The 25,549-nt window shown below is 71.4% G+C and carries 24 protein-coding genes; 14 read left to right on the top strand and 10 right to left on the bottom strand.

Translation table 11 applies throughout. The annotated features are described in order from the left end of the window. Window positions 1-22: 22 nt before the first annotated feature. The 5 genes from JAP66_RS14305 to JAP66_RS14285 form a co-directional block, all read right to left on the bottom strand. Complete coding sequence (locus JAP66_RS14305; RefSeq protein ID WP_199432210.1) at window positions 23-907, bottom strand: 3-methyladenine DNA glycosylase; 885 nt, start codon at window positions 905-907, stop codon at window positions 23-25. Between the two features lie 2 nt (window positions 908-909). After that, the gene (locus tag JAP66_RS14300; protein WP_199432209.1) at window positions 910-1,959 is read right to left on the bottom strand and encodes a hemolysin family protein; all 1,050 of its coding nucleotides are present in this window, start codon (window positions 1,957-1,959) and stop codon (window positions 910-912) included. After that, the gene (locus tag JAP66_RS14295; RefSeq protein ID WP_199432208.1) at window positions 1,956-3,272 is read right to left on the bottom strand and encodes a hemolysin family protein; all 1,317 of its coding nucleotides are present in this window, start codon (window positions 3,270-3,272) and stop codon (window positions 1,956-1,958) included. Before JAP66_RS14295 ends, JAP66_RS14300 begins: the two co-directional genes overlap by 4 nt. 198 nt (window positions 3,273-3,470) lie before the next feature. Beyond that, window positions 3,471-4,061 carry a TetR/AcrR family transcriptional regulator gene (locus JAP66_RS14290; RefSeq protein ID WP_199432207.1) on the bottom strand — a complete coding sequence of 197 codons (591 nt, stop codon included), beginning with the start codon at window positions 4,059-4,061 and terminating at the stop codon, window positions 3,471-3,473. 125 nt (window positions 4,062-4,186) lie between these two features. After that, complete coding sequence (locus tag JAP66_RS14285) at window positions 4,187-5,377, bottom strand: Glu/Leu/Phe/Val family dehydrogenase (protein WP_307849560.1); 1,191 nt, start codon at window positions 5,375-5,377, stop codon at window positions 4,187-4,189. Window positions 5,378-5,549: 172 nt separating this feature from the next. Between JAP66_RS14285 and JAP66_RS14280 the strand changes: the two genes are divergently transcribed. The 8 genes from JAP66_RS14280 (at window position 5,550) to JAP66_RS14245 (ending at window position 13,876) form a co-directional block, all read left to right on the top strand. Further along, window positions 5,550-6,476: a LysR family transcriptional regulator gene (locus JAP66_RS14280; RefSeq protein WP_199432205.1), complete on the top strand. Its 927-nt coding sequence runs from the start codon at window positions 5,550-5,552 to the stop codon at window positions 6,474-6,476. 155 nt (window positions 6,477-6,631) lie between these two features. Beyond that, a complete protein-coding gene (locus JAP66_RS14275) occupies window positions 6,632-7,921 on the top strand; it encodes a glutamate-cysteine ligase family protein (protein ID WP_199432204.1) in 1,290 nt (429 codons plus the stop codon). Then, window positions 7,918-9,288, top strand: coding sequence for an ergothioneine biosynthesis protein EgtB (egtB, locus tag JAP66_RS14270; protein WP_199432203.1), 1,371 nt, complete (start codon window positions 7,918-7,920; stop codon window positions 9,286-9,288). The genes JAP66_RS14275 and egtB overlap by 4 nt, the downstream gene beginning before the upstream one ends. Window positions 9,289-9,290: 2 nt before the next feature. Beyond that, window positions 9,291-10,061 (top strand): ergothioneine biosynthesis protein EgtC, encoded by a 771-nt coding sequence (gene egtC, locus JAP66_RS14265; RefSeq protein WP_199432202.1) that lies wholly within the window; start codon window positions 9,291-9,293, stop codon window positions 10,059-10,061. Then, window positions 10,058-11,032, top strand: coding sequence for an L-histidine N(alpha)-methyltransferase (gene egtD, locus JAP66_RS14260; RefSeq protein ID WP_199432201.1), 975 nt, complete (start codon window positions 10,058-10,060; stop codon window positions 11,030-11,032). Before egtC ends, egtD begins: the two co-directional genes overlap by 4 nt. Before the next feature lie 74 nt (window positions 11,033-11,106). Then, complete coding sequence (locus tag JAP66_RS14255; protein ID WP_199432371.1) at window positions 11,107-11,529, top strand: nitroreductase family deazaflavin-dependent oxidoreductase; 423 nt, start codon at window positions 11,107-11,109, stop codon at window positions 11,527-11,529. A gap of 86 nt (window positions 11,530-11,615) precedes the next feature. Then, window positions 11,616-13,241, top strand: a complete 1,626-nt coding sequence (locus JAP66_RS14250; RefSeq protein WP_199432200.1) for an alpha/beta hydrolase — start codon at window positions 11,616-11,618, stop codon at window positions 13,239-13,241. A gap of 137 nt (window positions 13,242-13,378) precedes the next feature. Further along, window positions 13,379-13,876 (top strand): hypothetical protein, encoded by a 498-nt coding sequence (locus JAP66_RS14245; protein ID WP_199432199.1) that lies wholly within the window; start codon window positions 13,379-13,381, stop codon window positions 13,874-13,876. A 28-nt stretch (window positions 13,877-13,904) separates the two neighbouring features. Here JAP66_RS14245 and JAP66_RS14240 read toward each other — a convergent pair whose 3' ends face one another. Further along, the gene (locus tag JAP66_RS14240; protein ID WP_199432198.1) at window positions 13,905-14,627 is read right to left on the bottom strand and encodes a sulfite exporter TauE/SafE family protein; all 723 of its coding nucleotides are present in this window, start codon (window positions 14,625-14,627) and stop codon (window positions 13,905-13,907) included. Between the two features lie 80 nt (window positions 14,628-14,707). Further along, window positions 14,708-17,515 (bottom strand): aconitate hydratase, encoded by a 2,808-nt coding sequence (locus tag JAP66_RS14235; protein ID WP_199432197.1) that lies wholly within the window; start codon window positions 17,513-17,515, stop codon window positions 14,708-14,710. A gap of 72 nt (window positions 17,516-17,587) precedes the next feature. Here JAP66_RS14235 and JAP66_RS33195 point away from each other — a divergent pair, with 72 nt between their 5' ends. Next, window positions 17,588-17,836 (top strand): hypothetical protein, encoded by a 249-nt coding sequence (locus tag JAP66_RS33195; RefSeq protein ID WP_199432370.1) that lies wholly within the window; start codon window positions 17,588-17,590, stop codon window positions 17,834-17,836. On the opposite strand, the gene JAP66_RS14225 is transcribed toward JAP66_RS33195, so the two are convergent. Then, on the bottom strand, window positions 17,737-19,182 hold the full coding sequence (locus JAP66_RS14225) for a flagellar basal body protein FliL (RefSeq protein WP_199432196.1): 1,446 nt from the start codon (window positions 19,180-19,182) through the stop codon (window positions 17,737-17,739). The genes JAP66_RS33195 and JAP66_RS14225 overlap by 100 nt on opposite strands. Further along, window positions 19,179-19,652 (bottom strand): hypothetical protein, encoded by a 474-nt coding sequence (locus JAP66_RS14220; RefSeq protein WP_199432195.1) that lies wholly within the window; start codon window positions 19,650-19,652, stop codon window positions 19,179-19,181. The genes JAP66_RS14225 and JAP66_RS14220 overlap by 4 nt, the downstream gene beginning before the upstream one ends. Window positions 19,653-19,853: 201 nt before the next feature. On the opposite strand from JAP66_RS14220, the gene JAP66_RS14215 reads away from it, so the two are divergent. The 5 genes from JAP66_RS14215 (at window position 19,854) to JAP66_RS14195 (ending at window position 25,003) form a co-directional block, all read left to right on the top strand. Continuing rightward, entirely contained in the window at window positions 19,854-21,215 is a 1,362-nt protein-coding gene (locus JAP66_RS14215; protein WP_199432194.1) for an NlpC/P60 family protein, read from the top strand. A gap of 30 nt (window positions 21,216-21,245) precedes the next feature. Then, window positions 21,246-21,797 (top strand): molybdenum cofactor guanylyltransferase, encoded by a 552-nt coding sequence (gene mobA, locus JAP66_RS14210; protein ID WP_199432193.1) that lies wholly within the window; start codon window positions 21,246-21,248, stop codon window positions 21,795-21,797. 164 nt (window positions 21,798-21,961) lie between these two features. After that, the gene (locus tag JAP66_RS14205; RefSeq protein ID WP_199432192.1) at window positions 21,962-23,044 is read left to right on the top strand and encodes an AAA family ATPase; all 1,083 of its coding nucleotides are present in this window, start codon (window positions 21,962-21,964) and stop codon (window positions 23,042-23,044) included. Window positions 23,045-23,084: 40 nt separating this feature from the next. Further along, window positions 23,085-24,026, top strand: coding sequence for a DUF58 domain-containing protein (locus JAP66_RS14200; protein WP_199432191.1), 942 nt, complete (start codon window positions 23,085-23,087; stop codon window positions 24,024-24,026). Then, the gene (locus JAP66_RS14195) at window positions 24,023-25,003 is read left to right on the top strand and encodes a VWA domain-containing protein (RefSeq protein WP_199432190.1); all 981 of its coding nucleotides are present in this window, start codon (window positions 24,023-24,025) and stop codon (window positions 25,001-25,003) included. Before JAP66_RS14200 ends, JAP66_RS14195 begins: the two co-directional genes overlap by 4 nt. A 6-nt stretch (window positions 25,004-25,009) precedes the next feature. Here JAP66_RS14195 and JAP66_RS14190 read toward each other — a convergent pair whose 3' ends face one another. Next, on the bottom strand, window positions 25,010-25,474 hold the full coding sequence (locus JAP66_RS14190; RefSeq protein ID WP_199432189.1) for a tRNA (cytidine(34)-2'-O)-methyltransferase: 465 nt from the start codon (window positions 25,472-25,474) through the stop codon (window positions 25,010-25,012). Between the last annotated feature and the right edge of the window lie 75 nt (window positions 25,475-25,549).

Raw genomic sequence — 25,549 nt, 5'->3', positions numbered from 1 at the left:
TTGGAACTGAGTGTGACGAAAATCAGGTGGCGGATTCGGTAACGCCCAGAAGGGAGCGACAATGCTGGACCAGTTGATTACGCAGTGGAGCGGCGCGATGTGCGAACTCGGCCTGCGCCCGTGCGTACTCGGCGCGCCCCTCGGCTGTTTCGATGCGAACGGGTGAGTGGCCGAACGACGAGAGGTCGTACGGACTGGCGCGCATGTCGAGCAGCCGCACCTCGGCCGCCAGTTCGAAGCAGTCTCCGAGCAGTTCGGCGGGTACCAGCGGGCCCAGCTTGTAGGCCCACTTGTACAGATCCATGTTGGCGTGCAGGCACCCTGGCTGCTCGAAGTCGCGCTGGGTCTGCCTGGTCGGCTGCAGGCGGTTGAGCGGACGCGCCGGCGGAGTGAAGAACCTGAACGCGTCGAAGTGCCCGCACCGCACGCCCAGGTCCTCGACGACGACGTCGGTACCGGCCGCACCCAGCCGCAGCGGGAGCTGCGCGTGCCGCACCTCCTCCTGCGGCTGCCGGTAGACCATCGCCCACTCGTGCAGGCCGAAGCAGCTCAGCCGGGGCGAACGGCCCGCCGTGGCTTCGAGCAGCGCGCGGACGTACCGGGCGGTGCGCTCGCGTTTCGCGGTGAACGCCGCCGGGTCGAGCGCCACGCCGCCGTCCACCTCGCGGTACCAGCGCCGGTCGAGAAACCTGCGCGCCGAAGGCCCGGCGAGCACGACACCCGGGCCCGGCTGCCACCGTTCGAGCTGTGCGGGCGGGTGCCAGTAGTAGGTGAACAGGAAGTCCAGCACCGGGTGCTTCTCGCCGCGGGAGCGGCGCCGCTGGTGCGGTTCCGTCCACCGGCGCATCCGGGCGGCATGCGCCCGCTCGCGTGCCAGCCAGCGTGGCTCCGGGATGGTGGCCGTCATCCCTACATGGTGACGTGCGTGCCGTCGCGGACCGTACCCACGTACTCCTCGACGAGGTCCTCCAGCGCGACCATCCCGGCCACGGCGCCGTCGGCGTCCAGTGCGCGTGCCAGGTGACTGCCCTCCCGCCGCATGGCTGACAGCGCCTCGTCGAGGCGGGCGTGCAGCGGGAGGTCGGTCAGGTTCCTGGTCTTGCTCACCGGCACGGTCGCCGACGGGTCGTCCCCGAGCTGGTCGAGCACGTCCTTCACGTGGATGTAGCCGTTGAGCATGCCCGGTTCCGTCTCCACCGGGAAGCGGGAGAAACCGGTCGAGGACACCGCGCGCTCGACGTCGCCCACCGTGGGGGAGGGCGGCAGCGTGGTGAGCTGGCCGGTGGGCACCAGCACGTCGGCCACCGTCTTCCCGGCCGACGAGAGTGTCTGGCTCAGCCTGCGGTGCTCCGACTGCTCCAGCAACCCCTCGCGGCGGGACTCGCTGAGCAGTTCGGCCAGTTCGTCGGAGGTGTAGGCGGTGTCCAGCTCGTCCTTCGGCTGCACCCGCACCAGCCGCAGCAGCGAGTTCGCGACGGCGTTGAGCAGCCAGATGAAGGGATTGGCGATCCGCACCCACAGCACGTGCACGGGAACCAGCCACAGCGCGAGCCGCTCGGGCTCGGCGATGGCGATGTTCTTCGGCACCATCTCGCCGATCAGCACGTGCAGCAGGGTCATCGCCACCAGCGCGACGGTGAACGAGACGGTGTGCACCACGTAGCCGGGCAGGGACAGGCCCACCGCCGTGACCGCCGCCTCCAGCTGGTGGGCGATCGCGGGCTCGCCGAACTGCAGCAGCAACAGCGAGCAGATCGTGATGCCGAGCTGGGCGCCCGCCAGCATCTGGGACACGTTCCGGCTCGCGTTGATCACGATTCTCGCCCGGCCCTTGCCCTGTTCGAGCAGCGCCTCGAGGCGGTCGCGGCGGGAGGAGATCAGCGCGAACTCGGCACCCACGAAGAAGGCGTTGCCCAGCAGCAGCACGCCGATCAGCAGGATCGCCACCCAGTCGCTCACTGGCGCACCTCCGTGTGCTGGACGTTGATCTCCGCGATGCGGTGCCGGTCCATGCTCGTCACGATCAGCCGCCACCCGTCGATGTCGATCGAGTCACCGACGTCCGGGATCCTGCCGAGCCGTTCCAGCAGGAGGCCGGCGATCGTCTCGTAGTCCCCCTCAGGCATGCGGAAACCGGTGACCTCCAGCACCTCGTCGTCGCGGAGCTGGCCGGACACCATCCAGCTGTCGGCCGTGAGCTGCTGCGAGGTGGGCTCCTCCTGCTCGTCGTGCTCGTCGCGGACGTCGCCGATGATCTCCTCGACGACGTCCTCGAGCGTGACCAGGCCCGCGGTGCCGCCGTACTCGTCGACGACCAGCGCGAGCTGGAACCGCGAGTCGCGCAGGCGGATCAGCAGTGCGTCACCGGGCAGCGACTCCGGCACCGTGGGCACCGGCCGCATCACCGAGCCGATCGGCACCGTGTCGCGTTCGCCGGGTGCGACCGTGAACGCCTGCTTGATGTGCACGGCGCCCTGGACGTCGTCGAGGTCCTCGCTGTAGACGGGGAACCGGGAGAACCCGGTGCGGCGCGCGAGCTCGACGAGGTCGTTGACGGTGCTGTCGACGGTGAGCGACTCCAGGCGGACCCGGGGTGTCATGAGCTCGCCGGCCGTGCGCTCGCCGAAGCGCAGTGACCGGTCGAGCAGCTCGGCGGTCGACACGTCCAGGGTGCCGCTCGCCGCGCTGCTGCGCACGATCGAGCCGAGCTCCTGCGGGGAGCGGGCGGACCGCAGCTCCTCCTGCGGCTCGATGCCGAGCTTGCGCACCAGCCAGTTGGCGCCGTTGTTCATCAGGGTGATCAGCCAGCGGAACAGCGCCGAAAACCGCGAGTGGTAGCCGGCCACGGCGCGTGCCGTCTGCAGCGGCCGGGCGACGGCCAGGTTCTTCGGCACCATCTCGCCGACGACCATCGAAAGGGACGTGGCGAGGAACAGGGCGATAAGCAGTGACCCGCCCGCGGCCATCGACGCGGACATCCCCAGGCCGGTGAGCGCGGGCCGGATGATCCGGCCGAGCAGTGGCTCGGCGACGTAGCCGGTGACCAGCGTGGTGATCGTGATGGCCACCTGCGCGCCGGAGAGCTGGAACGACAGCGTGCGATGAGCCCGCAGGACGGTGTTGGCCCTGCGATCGCCCACCTGCCGGACGTTGGCCTCGACGGTGCTGCGTTCCAGTGCGGTGAGGGAGAACTCGGCGGCCACCGCCAGGCCGGTCCCGACGGTGAGGAGCAGGACGAAGAAGGCGCCGAGGACGGCGAGCAGGATGTCCATCAGCGGGCACCGCCGCGATGGGCGCGGGGAACGGGGAAGCCGGGTTCGCCACCCGGCCCGCTACTGCCGTCAGGTGACTGCGCGTCGCGCACGAAAGGTGTCACTCCTCCAAGAAGTCCGCCAGACAGGGAAGTGGCGTCATCTTAACCAGGTCGAACGCCGCGGGTCCTCGTCCTGTTCCCAGTGGCCGGATACCCGCTACCCGCCGTGATGACGCGCGCTGTGCCTGCGCACGCTCTCCTCGACCAGGGTCAGCACGGGTTCGAGGTCGTCCGCGGGCAGCCCCATCGCGAGGTGCGAGACGAGCCCTTCGAGAAAGAGCTCGAGATACGCCGTGAGCACGTCGATGCTGACGTCGTCGCGCAGGTTGCCTGCGTCGCGCTGACGCAGCAGCCGCTTCCTGGTCGCCGTGGTGAGCTGTTCCGAGCGCTCGGCCCACCTGGCGCGGAACTCGGGGTCGGTGCGCAGGCGCCGGGACACCTCCAGCCGGGTGCCGAGCCAGTCGGCCGGGTGGGCGCTGCCCCCGGCGAGCAGGTCACGCATCACCTGGACGAGCCCCTGCTCGGCCACGACCTCGGCCATCCGGGCGGCATCGTCCTCGGCGAGGGCGAGAAACAGCGACTCCTTGTCCCGGAAGTGATGAAATATCGCGCCGCGGGACAGGCCGGTCGCTTCCTCCAGCCGCCGGACCGTGGCACCCTCGTAGCCGTGGCGCGCGAAGCACACGCGCGCGCCGTCGAGGATCTGGCGCCGGCGCGCGTCGAGGTGGTCCTGGCTGACCCGTGGCATCCCCTGATCTTGACACCTGAGCCACCAGCGGTGCAATCCGTACGTACGTACTGCAACTGTGGCGTCCCCCGTGAGGGTGACCGCGCAGTACGCGGCCCGGCGCCACGGGGGGAGCTGTACCAAGTTCAGGGGATCAGCAGCGGCTCCGACTCGGCGGCGTGCACGGGCTCGCGGTGCTGCGCCTGCGCGAACTCCATGGCCGTGTGCCTCGGGGGCACCTGGCCGTTGTTCCATTCGGCCAGCAGCAGCGCCACCTTGGCCTGCATCTCGGTGCGCAGCCGCAGGAACGAGTCGGCCGGGTCGGCGCCGACCTGGCCGAGCAGCAGCCACCACGCCCACGCCGCGGCCCCGGCGTTGGCCACGAAGTCCGGGATGACCGGGATCCCGCGGGCGGCGAGCATCGCCTCGGCCTCCGGCGTGGTGGCGGAGTTGGCGGCCTCCACGATCACCTTCGCCGGGACGTCGAGCGAGTTGTCCGGCGTCAGCGCGTAGGAGATGGCCGCGGGCACCAGGATGTCCGCGTCGACGGCCAGCACCGCGTTGCGCGGCAGCTCGCGAACCCCCTCGGGCAGCCGGGAGCGGTCGACCTCGCCGTAGGAGTCCCGCAGCTCCAGCAGCGCCGGGATGTCGAGCCCCCTCGGGTCGTGCAGCGTGCCTGCCGCGTCCGCGACGGCGGTGACCCGCAGGCCGGCCTCGTGCAGGTACCAGGCGGCGGCTCCGCCCATCGTGCCGATGCCCTGGATGGCCGCGGTCGTCTCGCCGACCTGCCAGCCCCAGGTGGCCGCGGCACCGAGGCAAGCCTGCGCCACGCCGTAGCCGCCGATGACGTCACCGAGCAGCAGCCCGCCCGGCACCGGGGCGTGCAGTCCCGCGTGGACCCGGCGCAGGGTGCGCTCCGGATCCGGCGAGCGGCGGATCGCCGCGTGGTAGGACTGCTGCAACCCGAGCCGGACGAACACCTCGTCGATGAGGTGCTGCGGGACGCCGAGGTCCTCGGCGGTCACCCAGTGGGCGTCCAGCCACGGGCGCATGGCCTCGCAGAAGCGCTCCAGCACGCCGGTGGCCCTCGGGTCCTTCGGGTCGAAGTCGATCCCGCCCTTGGCGCCGCCGACAGGGAGGCCGAACGTGGCGGTCTTGGCAGCCATCCCCCTCGCGAGGTCCTCGACCTCCGACATGGTGCAACCGGCCCGCATCCGCGTGCCGCCGGTGGCCAAACCGGACACCAGCGTGTGCACCACCAGGTAGCCGTGGGCGCCGGTCACCGGGTCGGTCCACGTCAGCCGCAGCAACGGTTCCGTGGTGATCTGGGTGCTCACGTCGGCCCACCTCCTGTGCGCGGCGAATCCGGGCCCCATCGGGCCCGGATTCGCTGGAATGATCTGCAGAGTCTCGCCAGGAACCTTCCCCCTGCCGTTAACAACAGCGTGCGCCGTGAGTCGCGCGCGCGTCCAGTTAAGGATCATGCACGTTTCCGTTTAGGGTTGATGCATGGAGCTTTCGGTGCACCGGTTGAGGATGCTCCGGGAGCTGCACCGGCGCGGCACCATCACGGCGGCGGCCGCCTCCCTGCACTACACGGCGTCGGCTGTGTCGCAACAGCTCGCGCTTCTCGAACGGGACGTGGGGGCGAAGCTGTTCGAACGGCTCGGCCGCAGGGTGCAGCTGACCGAGCTCGGCGTGCTGCTGACCGAGCACGCCGAGGAGATCCTCGGCGCCGTCGAACGGGCGACGCTGGCGCTGGAGGCGGCGCAGGACGCGGTGTCGGCGAAGCTGACGGCCGGGGTCTGGGCCTCCGTCGCCTCCGGCCTGCTGCCCACGGCGCTGACCGCGCTGGCGGCCGAGCACCCCGGCATTCAGGTCCGGACGCGCGAGCTGGCCCCGGAGGAGACCGCCGACGCCGTCCGGGACGGATCGCTCGACTTCTCCTTCGTGATCGACTACACCGACGCGCCCACCCCGTGGGACCCGAGCCTGGAGCGCGCGGTGATCGCGGTGGAACGGCTGCACGCGGCCGTTCCGGCAGGCGCGGTGCCACTGGCCAGTGTCTCCCTGCTGGAACTGGCGGAGCATCCGTGGATCCTGGCGAGCCCGCGCAGCCACTTCGGCCGCGCCGTGCGGGTGGCGTGCCAGCGCAGCGGGTTCGAGCCGAAGATCAACCACGAGGTCGAGGAGCAGGCGACCGCGATGGCGATGGTCGCCGCGGGGCTCGGCATCACCCTGGTGTCCGATCTCGGCCTCACGCTGCGGCCACCCGGGGTGGAGACGGTGGCGCTCACCACTCCGGTGATGCGCACGGTGTCCATCGCCTACCGCAAGGCGTCCGTGCGAAGGCCGTCGCTGCAGCTCGTCATCCAGGCGGTGCGGGCGGCCGCGGCCGAGCTCGGCCTCGGCGCGTCGGAGACCGCCTCCGGTTAGACGGGCAGGTAGAGGCGCACGCGGGCTCGTGCGCATCGGGTGGGATGCGCCTTTCCGGGCATCGCCGGGACGGTCGCTTGGCGGCAGAGCCTGCGATTGTCGTACCCCGCGTGTAGCGTCCGAAATCGAGGAATCGAGAGATGGTGGGTGGTGTCATGACCGCGGTTCAGGACTTCCCTCCGTACACGAACAGATCGAAGGAAGGCGGCACGAAGACGACGGCGTCGAACGTGGCGGCGCGCGTGGTGTCGAGCCGGGCGGAGGGCGAGGCCTATGTCGCCTCGGTATGTTTCAAGCACGGGCCGCCGCGGCTGCTCGGCGTCGAACTCGAGTACATCGTCCACGACACCGACGATCCCCGCCTGCCTCTCGATCCGGATCGCCTCGCCGACGCACTCGGTCCCCATGTCCCGCGTACTCTTCGCCCCGATAGTCCGGTTCAGCCCCTTCCGGGTGGCTCCGCGCTGACACTGGAACCCGGCTGTCAGGTGGAGGTGTCGACCCCTCCCCAGAGCTCGCTCGGTGAGCTGGCCGACGTGGCCGACGCCGACCTCGCTTACGTCACCGATCGGCTGGCCCGTGCCGGCTTGCGGCTCGGCGAGCACGGCATCGACACCTTCCGGCCACCGGCGCGGCTGCTGCCCACCGAACGGTATGCGGCGATGGAACGCCGCTTCGCGCCGCTCGGCACCGGCGGCGTCACGATGATGTGCAGCACGGCGGCCCTGCAGGTCTGCCTCGACGTGGGGGAGAAGGCCGGGTTCGCGGCGCGCTGGGCCGCGATCCACGCGCTCGGTCCGGTCCTGCTGTCGCTGTTCGCCAACTCGCGGCGGCACGCCGGCCGCGATACCGGCCTGGCCTCCGCGCGCTGGCTGGCCGTGATGGAGACCGAGGCGGCCCGCACCTACGCCACCGGCCCCGCACCCGATCCGGCGGCCGCGTGGGCCACCAGGGTGATGGACACCCCGCTCATGGTGCTGCCGCGCGCGGAGGGCCCGTGGGACGCGCCACGCGGACTGACCTTCGCCGACTGGATCGCCGGGCGCGGCGCGGGCCGCCTGCTCGACCCGCCGACGACCGCCGACCTCGATTACCACCTGACCACACTGTTCACCCCGGTGCGGCCACACGGCTACCTGGAGGTCAGGTACCTGGACGCGCAACCGCCCGGCACGTGGCTGCATCCGGTGGCCCTGCTGACCTCGCTGCTGCACCGGCCATCCACAGTGGATCGCGTGCTGGATCTCTGCGCGCCGGTCGCCGGCCGCTGGGAGGCCGCCGCGCGGCACGGGCTCGCCGATCCGGAGCTCGCGACCGTGGCCCGCGCCGTCGCCGATCTCGGGTGCGCCGAGCTCGCGGCCGCCGGCCTGCCCGCCGGGACCGGCGCCGAGATCATCGACACCGTCCAGCGTCGCCTGCGACGCCGAGGGAGGAGTGAGCTATGACGACGGTGAACACCGGGAACACCGAGTCGCCGAACCCGCTGCGCGAGCTGAGTGCCGAGAGCCTGCGCGCACACGCGGCCGAAACCCTCGCCAGGGCCCGCGGCCGGAGTGCGGCGCTGACCGACGCGGTGGACGACGACGACCTCGTCCGCCAGCATTCGAAGCTGATGTCGCCACTGGTGTGGGACCTGGCCCACATCGGGAGCCAGGAGGAGCTGTGGCTGGTCCGCGACGTGGGCGGCCGGGAGCCGCTGCGCCCGGACATCGACGACCTCTACGACGCGTTCCAGCATCCCAGGGCGGACCGGCCCGCGCTGCCGCTGCTCGGCCCGGCCGAGGCACGGGCCTACGTCGGGCAGGTGCGGGCGAAGGCGTTCGATGTGCTGGAGCGCGCGCCGCTCGAAGGGCGCAGGCTGACCGACGCGGCGTTCGCGTTCGGCATGATCGCCCAGCACGAGCAGCAGCACGACGAGACGATGCTGGCCACCCACCAGCTGCGCAGGGGCGAGCCGGTGTTGCACGCTCCCGACCCGCCGCCCCGGCGTGCGGGGCGGCTGCCCGCCGAGGTGGTCGTGCCCGCCGGGGCGTTCCTGATGGGCACGTCGGTGGAGCCGTGGGCACTGGACAACGAGCGCCCCGCGCATGAGGTGCACGTCGACGCCTTCGCCATCGACACCGTCCCGGTGACCAACGGCGAGTTCGCGGACTTCGTCGAGGCCGGGGGCTACGCCGAGCCGCGCTGGTGGACCGTGGCCGGCTGGGACTACCGGAGCCGGCACGACATCACGGCGCCACGATTCTGGCGGCGCAAGCCCGGCGGCTGGCGGCGGACCCGGTTCGGCGTGGACGAGCCGGTACCGGCCGACGAACCCGTGGTGCACGTGTCGTTCTACGAGGCCGAGGCTTACGCGGCGTGGGTGGGCAGGCGCCTGCCCACCGAGGCGGAATGGGAGAAGGCGGCGCGGTACGACCCCGCGACCGGCCGTTCGACGCGGTTCCCGTGGGGCGACGACGAGCCGCGGCCGGAACACGCCAACCTCGGCCAGCGGCACCTGCGGCCGGCCGTTGTCGGCGCCTATCCCGACGGCGCGTCGCCGCTCGGCGTCCACCAGCTCATCGGTGACGTGTGGGAGTGGACGAGCAGCGACTTCACCGCCTACCCCGGGTTCTCCGCGTTCCCGTACCGCGAGTACTCGGAGGTGTTCTTCGGGTCCGACCACAAGGTGCTGCGCGGCGGGTCGTTCGGCACCGACGCGGTGGCGATCCGCGGGACGTTCCGGAACTGGGACTACCCGATCCGCAGGCAGATCTTCTCCGGGTTCCGCTGTGCGCGCGACCTGCCTGCGGCCGGACCGGGGAGGCGTTGACCTTGTGCCGGCATCTGGCCTACCTGGGCCCCGCGCGCTCGCCCGCGGGGCCGATGTTCGACGCGCCGCACTCGCTGCTCGTGCAGTCGTACGCGCCGGTGGACATGCGGGCGGGCGGCACGGTCAACGCGGACGGATTCGGTCTCGGCTGGATCGCCGAGGACGGCGAGCCGGTACGTTACCGCCGCCCTGCTCCACTCTGGACGGACGAGGCACTGCCACGGCTGGCGGCGACCGTGCGCGCGGAGACCTTCCTCGGCGCCGTGCGCTCCGGTACGCCCGGGATGCCGGTGACCGAGGCGGCTTGCGCGCCCTTCGCCGGGTCCGGCTGGCTGTTCAGCCACAACGGCGTCGTGGCGGGCTGGCCGGATTCGGTGGCCGGGTTGGCGGAGAAGCTGCCCGCCGCCGACCTGTTGCGGCTCGACGCGCCGACGGACTCGGCCCTGCTGTGGGCGCTGCTGCGCGATCGCCTGCGCGGCGGGGCGGATCCCGTCGCGGCGGTCACGGAACTCGTCACGACGGTCGAGCGCGCGGCTCCGGGTTCGCGGCTGAATCTCCTGCTCGCCGGGCACGGGTTCGTCATCGGCACCGCCTGGACCCACGCGCTCTCGGTGCGCTCCGACGCGGACTCGGTGCTGGTCGCCTCCGAGCCGTGCGACGACGACCCGGGGTGGCACCCGGTGCCGGACCGTCACCTGGTGGTCGGACGATCGGACACAGTGGACTTGATTTCCATCGATGTTCCCCCTGACGCAGATCGGAGACAGGCGTGACCGAAGTGGATCTGGACGTGCACCGCAGTGCCGAGGACATCACCGCGGCGCTGCGCGCCGATGTGCGCGAAGGTCTTTCGGCGGACCAGAAGTGGTTGCCGTCCAAGTGGTTCTACGACGCCAGGGGCAGCGAGCTGTTCGACGAGATCACCGAGTTGCCGGAGTACTACCCGACCCGCTCGGAACGGCAGATCCTGCGCCGCGAGGCGGCCGAGATCGCCACCGTCACCGGTGCGCACACGCTGGTCGAACTCGGTTCGGGGTCGAGCGAGAAGACCAGGGTGCTGCTCGACGCCCTTGGTGAGCACGGCACGCTGAAGACGTTCGTGCCGCTGGACGTGTCCGAGTCGGCGCTGTCGGAGGCGAGCAACGCGATCGCCGCCGACTACCCGGCGCTCGCGGTGCACGGAGTCGTCGGCGACTTCACCGAGCACCTCGGACTGCTGCCGGGCCAGCAACCGCGGCTGGTCGCCTTCCTCGGCGGCACGATCGGAAACTTCCTGCCCGCCGAGCGGGCCAGGTTCCTGCGCTCGGTCCGTGACGTACTCACCGACGGCGAATGGCTGCTGCTCGGCACCGATCTGGTGAAGGACCCCAATACGCTCGTTCGTGCCTACGACGACGCCGCGGGCGTAACCGCGGAGTTCAACCGCAACGTGCTGCGGGTGCTCAACGCACGGCTCGGCGCGGACTTCGACCCTGCGGCCTTCGAGCACGTGTCGCACTGGGACGCCGGGGCCGAGTGGATCGAGATGCGCCTGCGGGCCCGCACGGACATGCGGGTGCGGATCCCCGGCGCCGATCTGGAGGTCACGTTCGCGGCGGGCGAGCACGTGCGCACGGAGATCTCCGCGAAGTTCCGGCCGGAGGGCGTGCGGGCGGAACTCGCCGAGGCCGGCTTCGGGCTCGAACGCTGGTGGACCGACTCCGGCGGGCGCTTCGGTGTCTCGCTGGCTCGCGCCCGGCGGTGAGCGCGGCGCGACCTGGCGGGACACGGAACCCGCTGCCTGCGCTCGCGCGGGCGCTCGGCACCCGGCCGTGGCTGATGCGGCTCGCGCCCGCCGTCGTCAGGGTGGACCGCAGGCTGCACGAGCTGACGCGGGGCCGCACGAGCCTCGTCGCGATCGCCGGGCTGCCGTCCCTGCGGCTGCGTACCGTCGGACGCAGGACCGGCCTGGTCCGGGAGACGAACCTGCTCTACTACCCGTTCGGCGACGGGTACGTGCTGACCGGGTCGAACTGGGGACGGCGCAACGACCCGGCCTGGACGTACAACCTCCGCGCGCGGCCCGACGTGACGGTCTTCGTGCGCGGACGCGAGATCCCGGTGCGGGCGCGCGAGGTGGAGGGCGCCGAGCACGCTCGGCTCTGGCGGGAGCTGCTCCGGTTCTGGCCCGGTTACGAGATGGAGCGGGCGGCCGCCGGGCGGGAACTGCCGATTTTCGTCCTGCGCCCGCGGGGCCGGTGAGGTCTGAACCAGCCGATCGGATGACGCCCCGGTGCCCTGGTGATGTGCCATTCTTCGCAGTGCGTACGGCAACGGCTCGGCGGCTTATGGGAGGGAACCGGGTGCTCACGGTGAAGCGGAGGCTCGCACTGGTCGGGATTCTGGTCGCGGGTGCCGTACCGGCCGGTGTACCCGCCGCCACCGCCGACACCGGCGCCGCGGACGTCGCCGCGGTCGCCGCCGTGGAGTGGGGACCGTGCACAGAGGACACGCAGGCCATGCTTCCCGCCGAGACCGCCGGGCAGTACAGCTGTGGCACGTACCGGGTCCCGATCGACCACGACAACGCCGCACTCGGCACGATCGACCTCGCGCTGCTCCGCCGCGCCGCCGACGAACCCGGCCGGAGGATCGGCTCGCTGTTCCTGAACCCCGGCGGTCCCGGTGGGCCCGGCCGGACGATGCCGATCGCGGCCGAGAGCTTCCTCGAACCACGTGTGCTCGACCGCTTCGACGTGGTCGGTTTCGACCCGCGCGGGGTTGGCGAGAGCGCGCCGCTGCGCTGCTTCACCACCGGGGAGGATTCGTCGGAAGTCTTCTCCCGCGCCGTCCACGTGCCACAGACGCTGCGGGAGATCTCCGACACGCTCGCGACCTTCCGGGACTACGGGGGCTTCTGCGAGCGCAACGCGGGCTCGTTGCTGCGGCACATGTCCACGAAGGACGTCGCCCGTGATCTCGACCTGCTGCGCGCTGCCGTCGGTGACGCGAAGCTCAACTACGTCGGCTTCTCCTACGGCACGCTCCTCGGCGCCACCTATGCGAACATGTACCCGGAGAACACGCGGGCACTCGTACTGGACGGCAACGTCGACCCGGAGCTGCGGACCGGCGACGGCCTGCGGTACGACCGGGAGCGCGCCCGGGGTTTCGAGTACGCGCTGGACGCCTTCCTGGACGCGTGCAAGCGGGCGGCGCCGAGGTGCGCGTTCGGTGAGGGGAGCCCGCGCCAGAAGTTCGACGAACTCCTCCGGCGAGTCCGCGAGAAGCCCGTGAAGCTGCCCGACGGCACGAAGGTGGACCTGAGCACGCTGGTCAACGGCGTGGGCGGCGCGCTGTACTCGCCCGGCGCGTTCACCGGTCTCGCCGAAGATCTGCAGAAGGTCTACGGCGTCGCGGTTCCGTCGGCGAACACGAAGCTGACGGCGCTCACCGGCCGCGACATCGGCACGCTGCTGAACCCGCCGAGCAACGTCCGGCACGACGTGCGCCCGGACAGCGCCTACACCGGGCACGACTCCTACTTCGCCGTGAACTGCTCGGACAAGTCGTTCCGGCACACGCAGGACCGGCTGCCCGTTCTCGCCGGTGAGTGGGAGCGGAAGTCACCGGTGTTCGGCCGGTACCAGGCGTTCGCGGACCCCGCGGGCTGCCCCGTCTGGCCGGGCGGGACCGACGCGTACCGCGGTCCGTGGAACGGCGAGACGGAACAGCCGGTGCTGGTGATCGGCAACTACTACGACCCGGCGACGCAGTACCGGTTCGCCGAGCGCATGGCCGACCAACTCGGTCATGCGCGCCTGCTCTCGGTGGACGCGTTCGGGCATTGCATCCTCGGCGACTCCGACGGCGTGGACAAGGCGGTGGGCGACTACCTCGTCAACCTCACGGTGCCGCCGCCCGGTCAGGTGTACGAGCCGAACGAGCGGCCGTTCGCCGCCGGGCCCTCGTGAGCAAGGGCGCCCGCCTGCACACGACCGCGGTAGTGTCCACGGCGAGCGTGACCGCTGGATCACCGAGCTGAAACGGGCGCTGCCCGGCTACCTGGCGCCGACTCTGGACGGGCAGACGGGAAAGTGACGGAGGAGCCGTGCGAGCATCAGGCCGGGTGATCCTCGCCGCCTGCCTGATCGCGGCCGCGGCACTGAGCGGCTGCGATCAGGCGGAGCAGCGGACTCCTACCGCGGACGAGGCGGCGGCGCGGATCGACGGCCTCCTCGACGAGACGCGGAGGGCGGTGCCGACCGCGCCAAGGCTCGGCTACCGGACGGTGACGGAGAACCAGAGCAGCTGCGTGAAGGGTCTCAGTGGCTCCGACTTCACCGGCCAGGTGACGATCGGCGTGGAGTACACCGCGGCCGACGTGGCGGCGGAGCCTGCCCGGCGGTTCCTCGAGGCGGTCGGCGCGTACTGGAGCGGCGAGGGATATCGCACGAGCGGCGACGGCGACCTGCTGAACGCCCGGGCCGAGGACGGCAAGTACCGGCTGGCCGTGAACTACGACCCTGCGGCCGGCGAGCTACGTCTCGCGGGCTACTCCGACTGCGTGTGGCGGCACGGAACACCGGAGCCCGGCGACAACCCGTGACAGTCCGGGACAGGCAAAGCGCCGGGCCTCAACCGATGGCGCTGCGCACGACCAGCGCGGCGGCGCTCCCGGCGGCCACGAGGAGCACCGCGCCCCGGGTACGGCCACCGTCGAGCAGGCCGCGGGCGGGCCCGGACAGCAGGAACCCGGCGACCAGGAACGGCAGGAGCCATGCGGCGAGCGTGAGCTGGAGCGGGTGAATCTGGCCGGCCAGGCCCAGCCCGGCGAGGGAGACCGCGGAGCCGAGCACGAAGCAGGCGGCCATCGTGGCGCGGATTCGCGGCCCGGCAGAGTGCTGGTAGAGCAGTGCGAGCGGCGGTCCGCCGATCGACGCGGCGGTACCGAACGTGCCGCTGGCCACCCCGGCGACCACGAGCGGTCCAGCGGCGGGCACCGGGCGCCACGACGTGACCGACAGCAGCACGCAGATGAGGACCGACGCGCCGACGACGGCGGCGAACGGCCGCTGGGCGAGCGTGGCGACGGCGAGGATGCCGAGCATCGTGCCCGGTACGCGGCCAAGCATGATCCAGCCCACGCCACGCCAGTCGGTGTCGTGCCGCTCGCGGGCGATGGCGAGCAGCGCGTGGCCGCTGGCGACGATGATCAGCGGCACGGGCACGAACGCGGGTTCGATCAGCGCCAGCAGCGGGGCCGCGATGAGGTTCATGCCGAAGCCCACCGAACCCTGCACGAGCGCCCCGACCAGGACCACGCAGCCGGCGACCAGCACCACGACCGTCACCCGCATCCCCCGATGGCCATGAACGACCCGTTACTGGCACTTTTCGCCAGTAACGAGTCTTTCATGGCAGTTGCCGTTCGCAGGGGTCAGGCGGTCATCTTGCGCAGCACGTACTGCAGGATGCCGCCGTTGCGGTAGTAGTCGGCCTCACCGGGGGTGTCGATGCGGACGGTGGCGTCGAAGCCGATCTCGGTGCCGTCGTGCCTGGTGGCCGTCACCCGGACGGTCCGCGGCGTCGTCCCCCTGTCGAGCTCGGTGATCCCGGCGATGTCGAAGGTCTCCGTGCCGTCCAGGCCAAGCGAAGCGGCCGACTCGCCCTCGGGGAACTGCAGCGGGATCACGCCCATGCCGATGAGGTTGGAGCGGTGGATGCGCTCGAACGACTCGGCGATCACCGCGCGCACCCCGAGCAGGCTCGTGCCCTTCGCGGCCCAGTCCCGCGAGGAGCCGGAGCCGTACTCCTTGCCGCCGAGCACCACCAGCGGGATGCCGGCGGCCGCGTAGTTCTGCGCGGCGTCGTAGATGAACGCCTGCGGGCCGCCCTCCTGCGTGAAGTCACGCGTGTAGCCGCCCTGCACATCGTCGAGAAGCTGGTTGCGCAGCCGGATGTTGGCGAACGTGCCCCGGATCATCACCTCGTGGTTGCCGCGGCGCGAGCCGTAGGAGTTGAAGTCCTTGCGCTCGATGCCGTGCTCCTGCAGGTACCGGCCTGCCGGCGAGTCGGCCTTGATGGCACCGGCGGGGGAGATGTGGTCGGTGGTGACCGAGTCGCCGAGCTTGGCCAGCACCCGGGCACCGGCGATGTCGGTGACCGGCTCCGGCTGCGCCCGCATGCCCTCGAAGTACGGGGGCTTGCGCACGTAGGTGGACTCCGGGTCCCACTCGAAGGTCTTGCCCTCCGGGGTCGGCAGTGACTTCCACCGCTCGCCGCCGTCGAAGACGTCCGCGTAGTCCTTGGTGAACATCTCCTGCGTGATCGAGGAGTCGATGGTCTGCTGGATCTCCTGCGCCGAGGGCCAGATGTCGGCGAGGTAGACGTCGTTGCCGTCGGCGTCGGTGCCCAGCGGCTGCTCGGCGAAGTCGAAGTCCATCGTCCCGGCGAGCGCGTAGGCGATGACCAGCGGCGGCGAGGCCAGGTAGTTCATCTTCACGTCCGGGTTGATCCGGCCCTCGAAGTTCCGGTTGCCCGACAGCACCGACACCACGGTGAGGTCGTTCTCCTGCACCACCGCCGAGATCTCCTCCGACAGCGGGCCGGAGTTGCCGATGCACGTGGTGCAGCCGTAGCCGACCAGGTGGTAGCCCAGCTTCTCCAGGTACGGCCAGAGCCCGGCCTTGTCGTAGTAGTCGGTGACGACCTGCGACCCCGGCGCCATCGACGTCTTCACCCACGGCTTGACGGAGAGGCCCCTCTCCACCGCGTTGCGGGCGAGCAGCGCGGCGCCGAGCATCACCGAGGGGTTGGACGTGTTGGTGCAGGACGTGATCGAGGCGATCACCACGGCACCGTGGTCGAGCACGAAGTCGCCGCGGTCGGTGGTGCTCACCTTCACCGGCTTGCTCGGCCGGCCGGACGCGCCGTTGGCCGCCGAGTGCACCTCCACCGCGTCCTCGTCGGCGAAGGAGAGCGACGCCGGGTCGCTGGCCGGGAAGGACTCCTCGACCTGCTCGTCGATCTTGGTGTGCGGGGTCGGGTACTGCTCCTCCACGTAGTCGTGCACGGCCTTGCGGAAGGACGACTTCGCGTCGGTCAGCTCGATCCGGTCCTGCGGGCGCTTCGGCCCGGCGATCGAGGGGACCACGGTGGACAGGTCCAGCTCGATGTACTCCGAGTACACCGGCTCGTGAGCCGGGTCGTGCCAGAGGCCCTGCTCCTTGGCGTAGGTCTCCACCAGCGCGACCTGCTCGGGGGACCGGCCGGTCAGCTTGAGGTAGCGGATCGTCTCCTCGTCGATGGGAAAGATCGCCGCCGTGGAGCCGAACTCGGGGCTCATGTTGCCGATGGTGGCGCGGTTGGCCAGCGGGACCTGCGCCACGCCGTCGCCGTAGAACTCGACGAACTTCGAGACCACACCGTGCCTGCGCAGCATCTCGGTGATGGTGAGCACGACGTCGGTGGCGGTCACCCCGGTCGGGATCTCACCGGTCAGCTTGAAGCCGACGACCCGCGGGATGAGCATCGACACCGGCTGGCCGAGCATCGCGGCCTCGGCCTCGATGCCGCCGACACCCCAGCCGAGGACGCCGAGCCCGTTGACCATCGTGGTGTGCGAGTCCGTGCCGACGCAGGAGTCGGGGTAGGCCTGCCCGTTGCGGGCCATCACCGTGCGCGCGAGGTGCTCGATGTTGACCTGGTGCACGATGCCGGTGCCCGGCGGGACGACCTTGAACTCCTCGAAGGCGTTCTGCCCCCAGCGCAGGAACTGGTAGCGCTCGCGGTTGCGCTCGTACTCGAACTCGACGTTGCGGTCGAAGGCGTCGGCGCGGCCGAAGACGTCGATGATCACCGAGTGGTCGATCACCAGCTCCGCGGGCGCGAGCGGGTTGACCTTGTCCGGGTCGCCGCCGAGTTCGGTGACCGCCTCGCGCATGGTGGCGAGGTCGACGACGCACGGCACGCCGGTGAAGTCCTGCATGATCACCCGGGCGGGCGTGAACTGGATCTCCGTGAAGGGGTCCGCCTCCGGATCCCACTCGCCGAGCGCACGGATGTGGTCGGCCGTGATGTTCACGCCGTCCTCGGTGCGCAGCAGGTTCTCGAGCAGGATCTTCAGGCTGTAGGGGAGGCGCTCGGCGCCTTCGACCTTGTTCAGCCGGAACACCTCGTAGGAGGCGTCCCCGACGTTCAGCGTGTCGCGAGCGCCGAAGCTGTCCTTGCTGGCGGGTGCAGTCACGTCTCACTCCGGGTCGGTTCGGTTGTCGTGCGGCGGTAGTCCGGGCGTGGCAAGGCCGAGTCTTGCGCACCCCTGTCGTGCCCGCAGAGGTGGGCCGGTCGACGCCGCCCTGCTACCTTAACAGTACGCGTGTCCTTTTTTGAGTTCAAGGGGAGGCACGAGACGGGCCCGGCACCAGCGTGTGGTACCGGGCCCGCGCGCCGCCGCGGCTTTCCTGGCAACTACCTGGCCGCGCGGAGCAGCCCCTCGATGTCCTCGCGCTCCAGGCTGCGCAGCACTGTCATGCCCAGCTCGTTGAACGTGCGCAGCGGGCTGACGTAGTGCTTGCCGTCGACCTCGGTGGTGACCACGCCGAGCCCCTGCTCCATCACGCCGGTACCGAGGCTCTGCAGCGCCTGCTGGGCCTCCGGAGGCAGGGTGGTGTCCGACTCGCTCTGGATCATCGCCCCGAGCTGGTCCGCGCAGAGCTCGTCGGAGCGGCCGTCGACCGTCATCCGGTAGCAGTCGCCGTCCCTGGTCAGCGCGAAGGTGCTGGCGCCACCGTCCTTCTGCAGCTCCAGCGCCGTGAGCGTGGCCCTGGTCCCGCCGGTGACGTCGCTGGTCTCGGTCTCCAGCTTGGTGATCTCCACGCCGGTGGGCCCGGCAGCGCCCCCTGCCGCCGCCACGATGACCGGGCCGGCGTCGTGCAGCACGCCCATCTCGTCCGGCGGCAGCAGCTCGATAACCCGGTTGATGTCGCCGTCGAGGGCGGCCTGCACGGTCTGCTGCACGGCCTCGCCGGGCGAGCCCGCGCCGTTGGCCGGGATCGCCTGCTGCGGCCACGGCTCTCCCGCGTCCTGCAGGGCGTAGTCGGCGATCGTGTAGAGCAGGCTCGGATACCACTCGTCGCCGACCTTGACCGTGGCGATCCGGACCGGCTCGCCGGTCTCGCGAACCTTCTCGCCGATGTCGATCGTCTCGGTCTGCGGTGCCTGCTCCAGCTCGCGCTGCTCGCCCTCGGAGAGGGCGGCATCGAGGAAGTCCTCGGCGACCGGCACCTTGCTGAAGTCGGTGTTGACGGTGAGCTTGCCGCCGGTCAGCTTCGTGATCGTCAGATGGTCGTTGACCTGCTCGGCCTGCGCGTCGTCGAACGTGAGGTTCTCGGTGCTGATCTCGATTCCGGTCAGTGCCTGCGGGTCGGCGTCCTGGTCGAGGATGCCGAGCCGCTTCAGCTCGTCGGTGGTCTCGGCCACCGGATCGGTGAGCACGGCCGCCTCGGCCGGGGCGAGCGTGGTCAGCAGCCCGACGATGTCACCGTTGCCGAGCGAGGTGGCGAGGTTCATCGCCGCCTCGCCGGGTGTCTCGGCACCGGCGGCGACCGAGTCGCCCTGCGAGAGTGCGAACCACGTGGCGCCCCCGCCCAGGGCCAGTACGAGTGCGGCGACCAGCGCGACGACCAGGCCGCGCCGGCTCTTCTTCGGCGGCTGCGGGGGTTGCGGCGGCGCGACCCCGAGGCCCGGAGGCGGCTGCTGCTGGTAGTAGCCCGGCTGCGGGTACGGCTGCTGCGGCGGCCCGGCGGGGTACTGCTGCGGCGCCCCGTACTGCGGGCCGGGAGGCGGGTAGTAGCCGCCCTGCTGCGGAGCGCCCTGCTGGGGCGGCCACTGGCCGCCCGGGCCTGGATTGGTCACGGTCGCACACCTGCTCTTCCGGTCGTCGCGCCTGCGCGGCTCAGTGTGCCCAGCACGCCGAGTGCGCCGAGCAGCGCGAGGATCATGCCTGTGGTGGTGGTGAGGGGGCCGGTGGCGGACACCCCGACGGCGCCGGTGGCTCCTTCGCCGCCGCCTTGGACGAGAGTCAGTACCGCGACGGTTCCCACCAATATCGACAGGACGGTGGTCGCGGCCGCGGCGGTACGTGGCAGGCGGAGCGCGTACAGCGCGACGCATCCGGCGGCGAGCAGCGGCATGGCGACCCATCCTCGCAGCGCCGCACCGGCGAACGCGTTGCGGACCAGGTCGAAATGGGCCAGCAGCGCGGCCGCCTCGTAACTACCGCGTTCCATTTCGCCCGAGTGGAACCACGGCAGAAAAGTGCCCGCGACGGCCACCACGAGGCCGAGCACGGCGAGCGACGCGCAGACGCGGGTAGCCGTCGGCATGGCTGTCTCTCCCTGGTCCCTGCTGGTCACGGTGCTCCGGCCCTCGGACGCGGCGGGGAGGCCACCGGTTCACCGCACTCCGATCTTCCGCACATCTCGATTCGGTGACACGGGATATCCCCCATATTGGGGAAATGTTGTCCACGTTGCCGGAGTTTCCAGTGTGACAGCTGGTGAGTATGTGACTCGAATGGCACAGTCATGCCGAGACCATTTGGGGAGGTGGCGGCTGTGCCGAAAGGACCAACGGTGGGGGCTGGGCTCCGGAAAGGTGCGGCGGTCGGCGCGCTCGCACTCGTGGCGCTGCTCGGCGCGACCGGAACGGGTGCCGCGGTGCCGCCGCCACCACCCAACCCGAGCGACTCCGAACTGGAGGCGAGCCGCGGGGCGGCCGACTCGACGGCCGACGAGGTCGGTGAGCTGACCAACCGGCTGGCCGAGGCCGAGGCCCGGCTCGCGGACCTGCAGAACGACGTCGCGCTGAAGATGGAAGAGGCCAACAGGGCGCTCGTCGACATGCACGCCGCCCAGGACGCCGCCGACCAGGCCGAGCGGGAGGCCAACGCCGCCAGGGCGGAGGCCGACGGGGCGGCCGCGGCGATCGAGTCCGCCAGGGCGCAGCTCGACCAGTTCGTGTCCAGCAGCTACCAGCAGGGCAGCACGATCGGCTCCGTCGGCGCGTACCTCGGCTCGGAAAGCCCGAAGGACCTGCTGGCCAGGGCCCAGCTGCTGGACGCGGTGAGCGGCAGCCAGCTCGACGCGCTCGAGGGCATGCAGCAGGCGCGGGTCGAGAAGTCGAACAAGGACGCGGCCGCCCGCAAGGCTCTCGAGGTGGCCGAGCAGCGGCGGACCGAGGCGGAGAACGCCAAGGCCGCGGCGGACGCGGCGCAGGCCGCCGCCGTGCAGGCCAGGGAGGGGCAGGCGCAGCGGGCCAACGAGCTCGAGGCGGACAAGCGCAGTGTCGAGCGGCAGCTGTACGCGGCGCAGTCGAGGGTCGACGGCCTGGAGGGGCAGCGGCAGCGCTACGAGGACTGGCTCGCGCAGAAAGAGCGGGAGGAGCGCCAGCGCGCACAGCAGGCCGCGATGTCGTCGTCCGGCAACGGCGGCGCCGCCCAGGAGAGCCGACCGGTCTCCGCACCCGCGGGGGCGAGTGTCGAATCGGTGATCTCGCGGGCCATGTCGCAGCTCGGCGTCACCTACGCCTGGGGTGGCGGCAACGCCAGCGGGCCGACGCGTGGCATCCGTGACGGGGGAGTGGCGGACTCCTACGGCGACTACAACAAGATCGGTTTCGACTGCTCCGGTCTGATGATCTACGCCTTCGCCGGGGTGAAGTCGCTGCCGCACTACAGCGGCTACCAGTACAACTCGGGCCGCAAAGTGCCGCTGTCGCAGATGCGTAGGGGGGACATGCTGTTCTGGGGCCCCGGCCGCATCCACCACGTCGCGCTCTACCTGGGCGACGGGCAGATGATCGAGGCGCCGTACTCGGGTGGGAGCGTGCGGGTCGCGCCGGTACGCTACGGCGGCATCATGCCGTACGCGACTCGCCTGATCGGATGAGCTGATGACCCGCTGCCGCCGGCACGCCCGATGGACATAGCGGGCGGCCTGGCCGGTGTGGTGCTGGCGGGCGGCGCCGCCCGCAGGCTCTCCGGGCTGGACAAGCCGATGCTCGAGGTCGGCGGCATGTCTTTGCTGCACCGGGCGGTGGCGGCGCTGCGGGACGCGGACCCGGTCGTGGTCGTCGGCCCGCCGCGGCCGGGACTGCCCGGCGTGCGCTGGACACGGGAGGACCCACCCGGCTCCGGCCCGGTCGCGGCGCTTGCCGCCGGGCTCGGCACGGTCAGGGCGGATCTGGTCGCGGTGCTCGCCGCCGACCTCGCCGGGGTCACACCGTCCACAGTGGAGAGGCTGCGCGCCGCGATCGGCACGGCCGAAGGGGCGGTCCTCGTGGACCCCGGTGGCCACAGGCAGTGGTTGATCGGTGTCTGGCGGGACGGGCCCCTGCGCGCGGCGCTGCCGGCCGACCCGGTGGGCGCCCCGCTGCACGCGACCCTCGGCGGTCTGTCCATCGTGGACGTCCCGGCCGAGCCGGGCGAGGCCGACGACGTGGACACGCCCGGCGACCTCGAAGGGCGATGACGCTGCGTCGCGGCCCGCGGGCGGGCCGCGCCGGAGGGTCTTCACAGGGGTCATACCGGGTAGCGGGTTTGCTGGAGATCCCTACGGTCGCGATCAACCGGGTCCGGCCCAGCGGGTACGGTCACCCGGCGTAGGTGGACACAAACCCAGCGAGGAGGTTAGGCGTGACCGAGCCCGGCTACTCCGACGGCGCGAACTCGGCGCACCCGGGCAGCGCGCAACCCGGCACCCCGGCCCGGGACGCACAGCTGCTGGAGCGCACCGTATTCGAGGTCAAGCGCATCATCGTCGGGCAGGACCGGCTCGTGGAGCGCATGCTGGTCGGGCTGCTGGCCAAGGGGCATCTGCTGCTGGAGGGCGTGCCCGGTGTGGCGAAGACCCTCGCGGTGGAGACCTTCGCCCGGGTGGTCGGTGGTTCCTTCTCCCGCGTGCAGTTCACGCCCGACCTCGTGCCCGCCGACATTGTGGGCACGCGGATCTACCGGCAGGGCAGCGAGAGGTTCGACGTCGAGCTCGGGCCGGTCGTGGCGAACTTCGTGCTCGCCGACGAGATCAACCGCGCGCCCGCCAAGGTGCAGTCGGCGATGCTGGAGATCATGGCCGAGCGACACGTCTCGATCGGCGGGCAGACCTTCCCGATGCCCGACCCGTTCCTCGTGCTGGCGACCCAGAACCCGATCGAGAACGAGGGCGTCTACCCGTTGCCCGAGGCGCAGCGCGACCGCTTCCTCTTCAAGATCATCGTGGAGTACCCGACGGCGGAGGAGGAGCGGGAGATCGTCTACCGCATGGGCGTGACCCCGCCCGAACCGCACGAGGTGCTCAGCCCGGCGGAGCTGGTCCGCCTGCAGAACGTGGCCGCCCAGGTCTTCGTGCACCACGCGCTGGTCGACTACGTGGTGCGGCTGGTGCTCGCCACCCGCACACCCAACGAGCACGGCCTCACCGACGTGGCGGGCTGGGTCTCCTACGGTGCCTCGCCGCGCGCGAGCCTGGGTGTCATCGCCGCGGCGCGCGCGCTCGCCCTCGTGCGCGGACGCGACTACGTGCTGCCTCAGGACGTGGTCGACGTGGTGCCGGACGTGCTGCGGCACCGGCTCGTGCTGTCCTACGACGCGCTCGCCGACGGGGTGCCGCTCGACCACATCATCACCCGGGTGCTGCAGACGGTGCCGCTGCCCCAGGTCTCCGCGCGTCCGCAGGGTGGCTCGGGTCAGCCCGTCACCGCGGGTGCGCCGGGCCGGTAACGAACAGGCAAAGGTGTCATGAGGGCGTCATGAGGGTGTCATGAGGGACGAGAACGGCGGCCGGCCGGACTGGGCACCGCCGGTGCTCCGCGGGGAGCGGCTCGAGGCCGGGCTGCGCACGCTGGAGCTCGACGTGCGCCGCCGGCTCGACGGCCTGCTGCAGGGCAACCATCTCGGCCTGGTGCCGGGGCCGGGGTCGGAACCCGGTGAGGCGCGGCCGTACCAGCCGGGCGACGACGTGCGCCGGATGGACTGGGCGGTCACCGCTCGCACGACGGTGCCGCACATCCGGGAGTCCGTGGCCGACCGCGAGCTGGAGACGTGGGTGGTCGCCGACCTGTCGGCGAGCCTGGACTTCGGCACGGCGTTCTGCGAGAAGCGGGACCTCGTGGTGTGCGCCGTCGCGGCGATCGCGTACCTCACCAGCGGTGGCGGCAACCGGCTCGGCGCACTGATCTCCAACGGCGCGCGGACCGAGCGGCTGCCGGCCAGGGGCGGGCTCGCCCATTCCCGCAACCTGGTGCGCAAGGTGGCCGAGATGCCCCGCGCGGAGGAGGGCACCCGCGGCGACCTTGCCGCCGCGATCGAGCAGCTCCGCAGGCCGCCGCGGCGCCGCGGCCTCGCGGTCGTCGTCTCCGACTTCCTCGGCGGGACCGCCTGGGAGCGGCCGCTGCGCGCGCTGTCGGCGCGGCACGAGCTCGTCGGCATCGAGGTGGTCGACCCGCGCGACGTGGACCTGCCCGAGGTCGGCACCGTGGTGCTGGCGGACCCGGAGACGGGCCGCCAGCGCGAGGTGAAGGCCTCCGCACTGCTGCGCAAGGAGTTCGCCGCGGCGGCGCAGGCACATCGCGCGGACGTCGCCCGCGCGCTGCGCCAGGCCGGTGCGGGGCACCTGGTGCTGCGTACCGACTCTGACTGGATCGCCGACACCGTGCGGTTCGTCGTCGCCCGCAAGCGCGGCTGGTCGGGAGCCGCGTCATGAGCCTGACCGGGTTCAGCTCGCCCTGGTGGTTCCTGCTGCTGCTCGTGGTCGCCGCGGTGGCGGTCGGCTACGTGGTCGCCATGCGGGCCCGCCGCAGACGCACCATGCGGTTCTCCAACCTGGAGCTGCTGGAACGGGTCGCGCCGCGCAGCCAGGGCTGGACACGGCACCTGCCCGCCGCGCTGCTGATCGTGTCGCTGCTGCTGCTCACCTTCGCCCTCGCCGGCCCGACCGCCGAGCAGAAGGTGCCGCGCAACCGCGCGACGGTCATGCTGGTGATCGACGTGTCGCTGTCGATGGAGGCCACCGATGTGGAGCCCAGCCGGCTCAGGGCGGCGCAGGACGCCGCGCGTCAGTTCGCGAAGGGGCTGACCCCCGGCGTCAACCTCGGCCTGATCTCCTTCGCCGGCACCGCCACCGTGCTCGTGGCACCGACCACCGAGCGCGAGGGGGTCGTGACGGCGATCGACAACCTGAAGCTGGCCCAGTCCACGGCGACCGGTGAGGGCATCTTCGCCGCGCTGCAGTCGATCGAGAGCTTCTCCGCCGTGGTCGGCGGCGCGGAGGGGCCGCCGCCCGCGCGGATCGTGCTGATGACCGACGGCAAGCAGACCGTCCCGCAGGACGAGTACGCGCCGCGCGGCGCGTTCACCGCGGCCGGCATGGCCAAGCAGAGGGACATTCCGGTCACGACGATCTCCTTCGGCACCTCCCACGGCACCGTCGACATCGAGGGCAAGGAGGTGCCGGTCGAGGTCGACGACGCGTCGATGCAGGAGATCGCGCGCCTTTCCGGCGGCGACTTCTACAAGGCGGCGACCGCCGAGCAGCTGAAGCAGGTGTACGCGAGCCTCGGCGAGCAGATCGGCTACGAGACCAAGGACGTGGACGCCAGCAAGCCGTGGGTGGCACTGGGGACGATCATGCTCATCTCGGCCGCGGGGGCTTCGCTGTTCATCGGGCAGCGCCTGCCCTGACCCCGTTCAGCGCGTGCCGCGGAAGCCGTGCTGCCGCCACGCCTCGTAGACCGCGATCGACGCGGTGTTGGTGAGGTTGATCGAGCGTGAGGTGGGCAGCATCGGCAGCCGCAGCCGGTCGGTGACGATCGGGTCCCGCAGCACCTCCTCGGGCAGCCCCACCGACTCGGGGCCGAACAGCAACACGTCCCCCTCGGCGTAGGACACGTCGGTGTAGCAGCGGGTCGCCGTGGTGCTGAACGCGTACACGTGCTCCGGCGCGAGCTCGCGCCAGGCCGTGCCGAGGTCCGGATGCACGCGCAGGTGGGCCAGGTCGTGGTAGTCCAGCCCCGCGCGGCGCACGTACTTCGACTCCAGCGAGAAGCCCAGCGGCTCGATCAGGTGCAGCTCGCACCCGGTGTTGGCGGCCAGCCGGATCGCGTTGCCGGTGTTGGGCGGGATCTCGGGGCGGTAGAACACGATCCGGAACACAGTGCTGATCTTCTCCGTTAATCCGTCGTTCGTTCACGTGCGGCTCGCCGGTCACGTCGGAAACCGACGATTCTC

This window comes from Qaidamihabitans albus (genome assembly GCF_016464705.1).
Taxonomy (GTDB): domain Bacteria; phylum Actinomycetota; class Actinomycetes; order Mycobacteriales; family Pseudonocardiaceae; genus Qaidamihabitans; species Qaidamihabitans albus.
The sequence above is the reverse complement of the archived record's forward strand: the minus strand, read 5'-3'. Positions and strand labels throughout refer to the sequence as shown.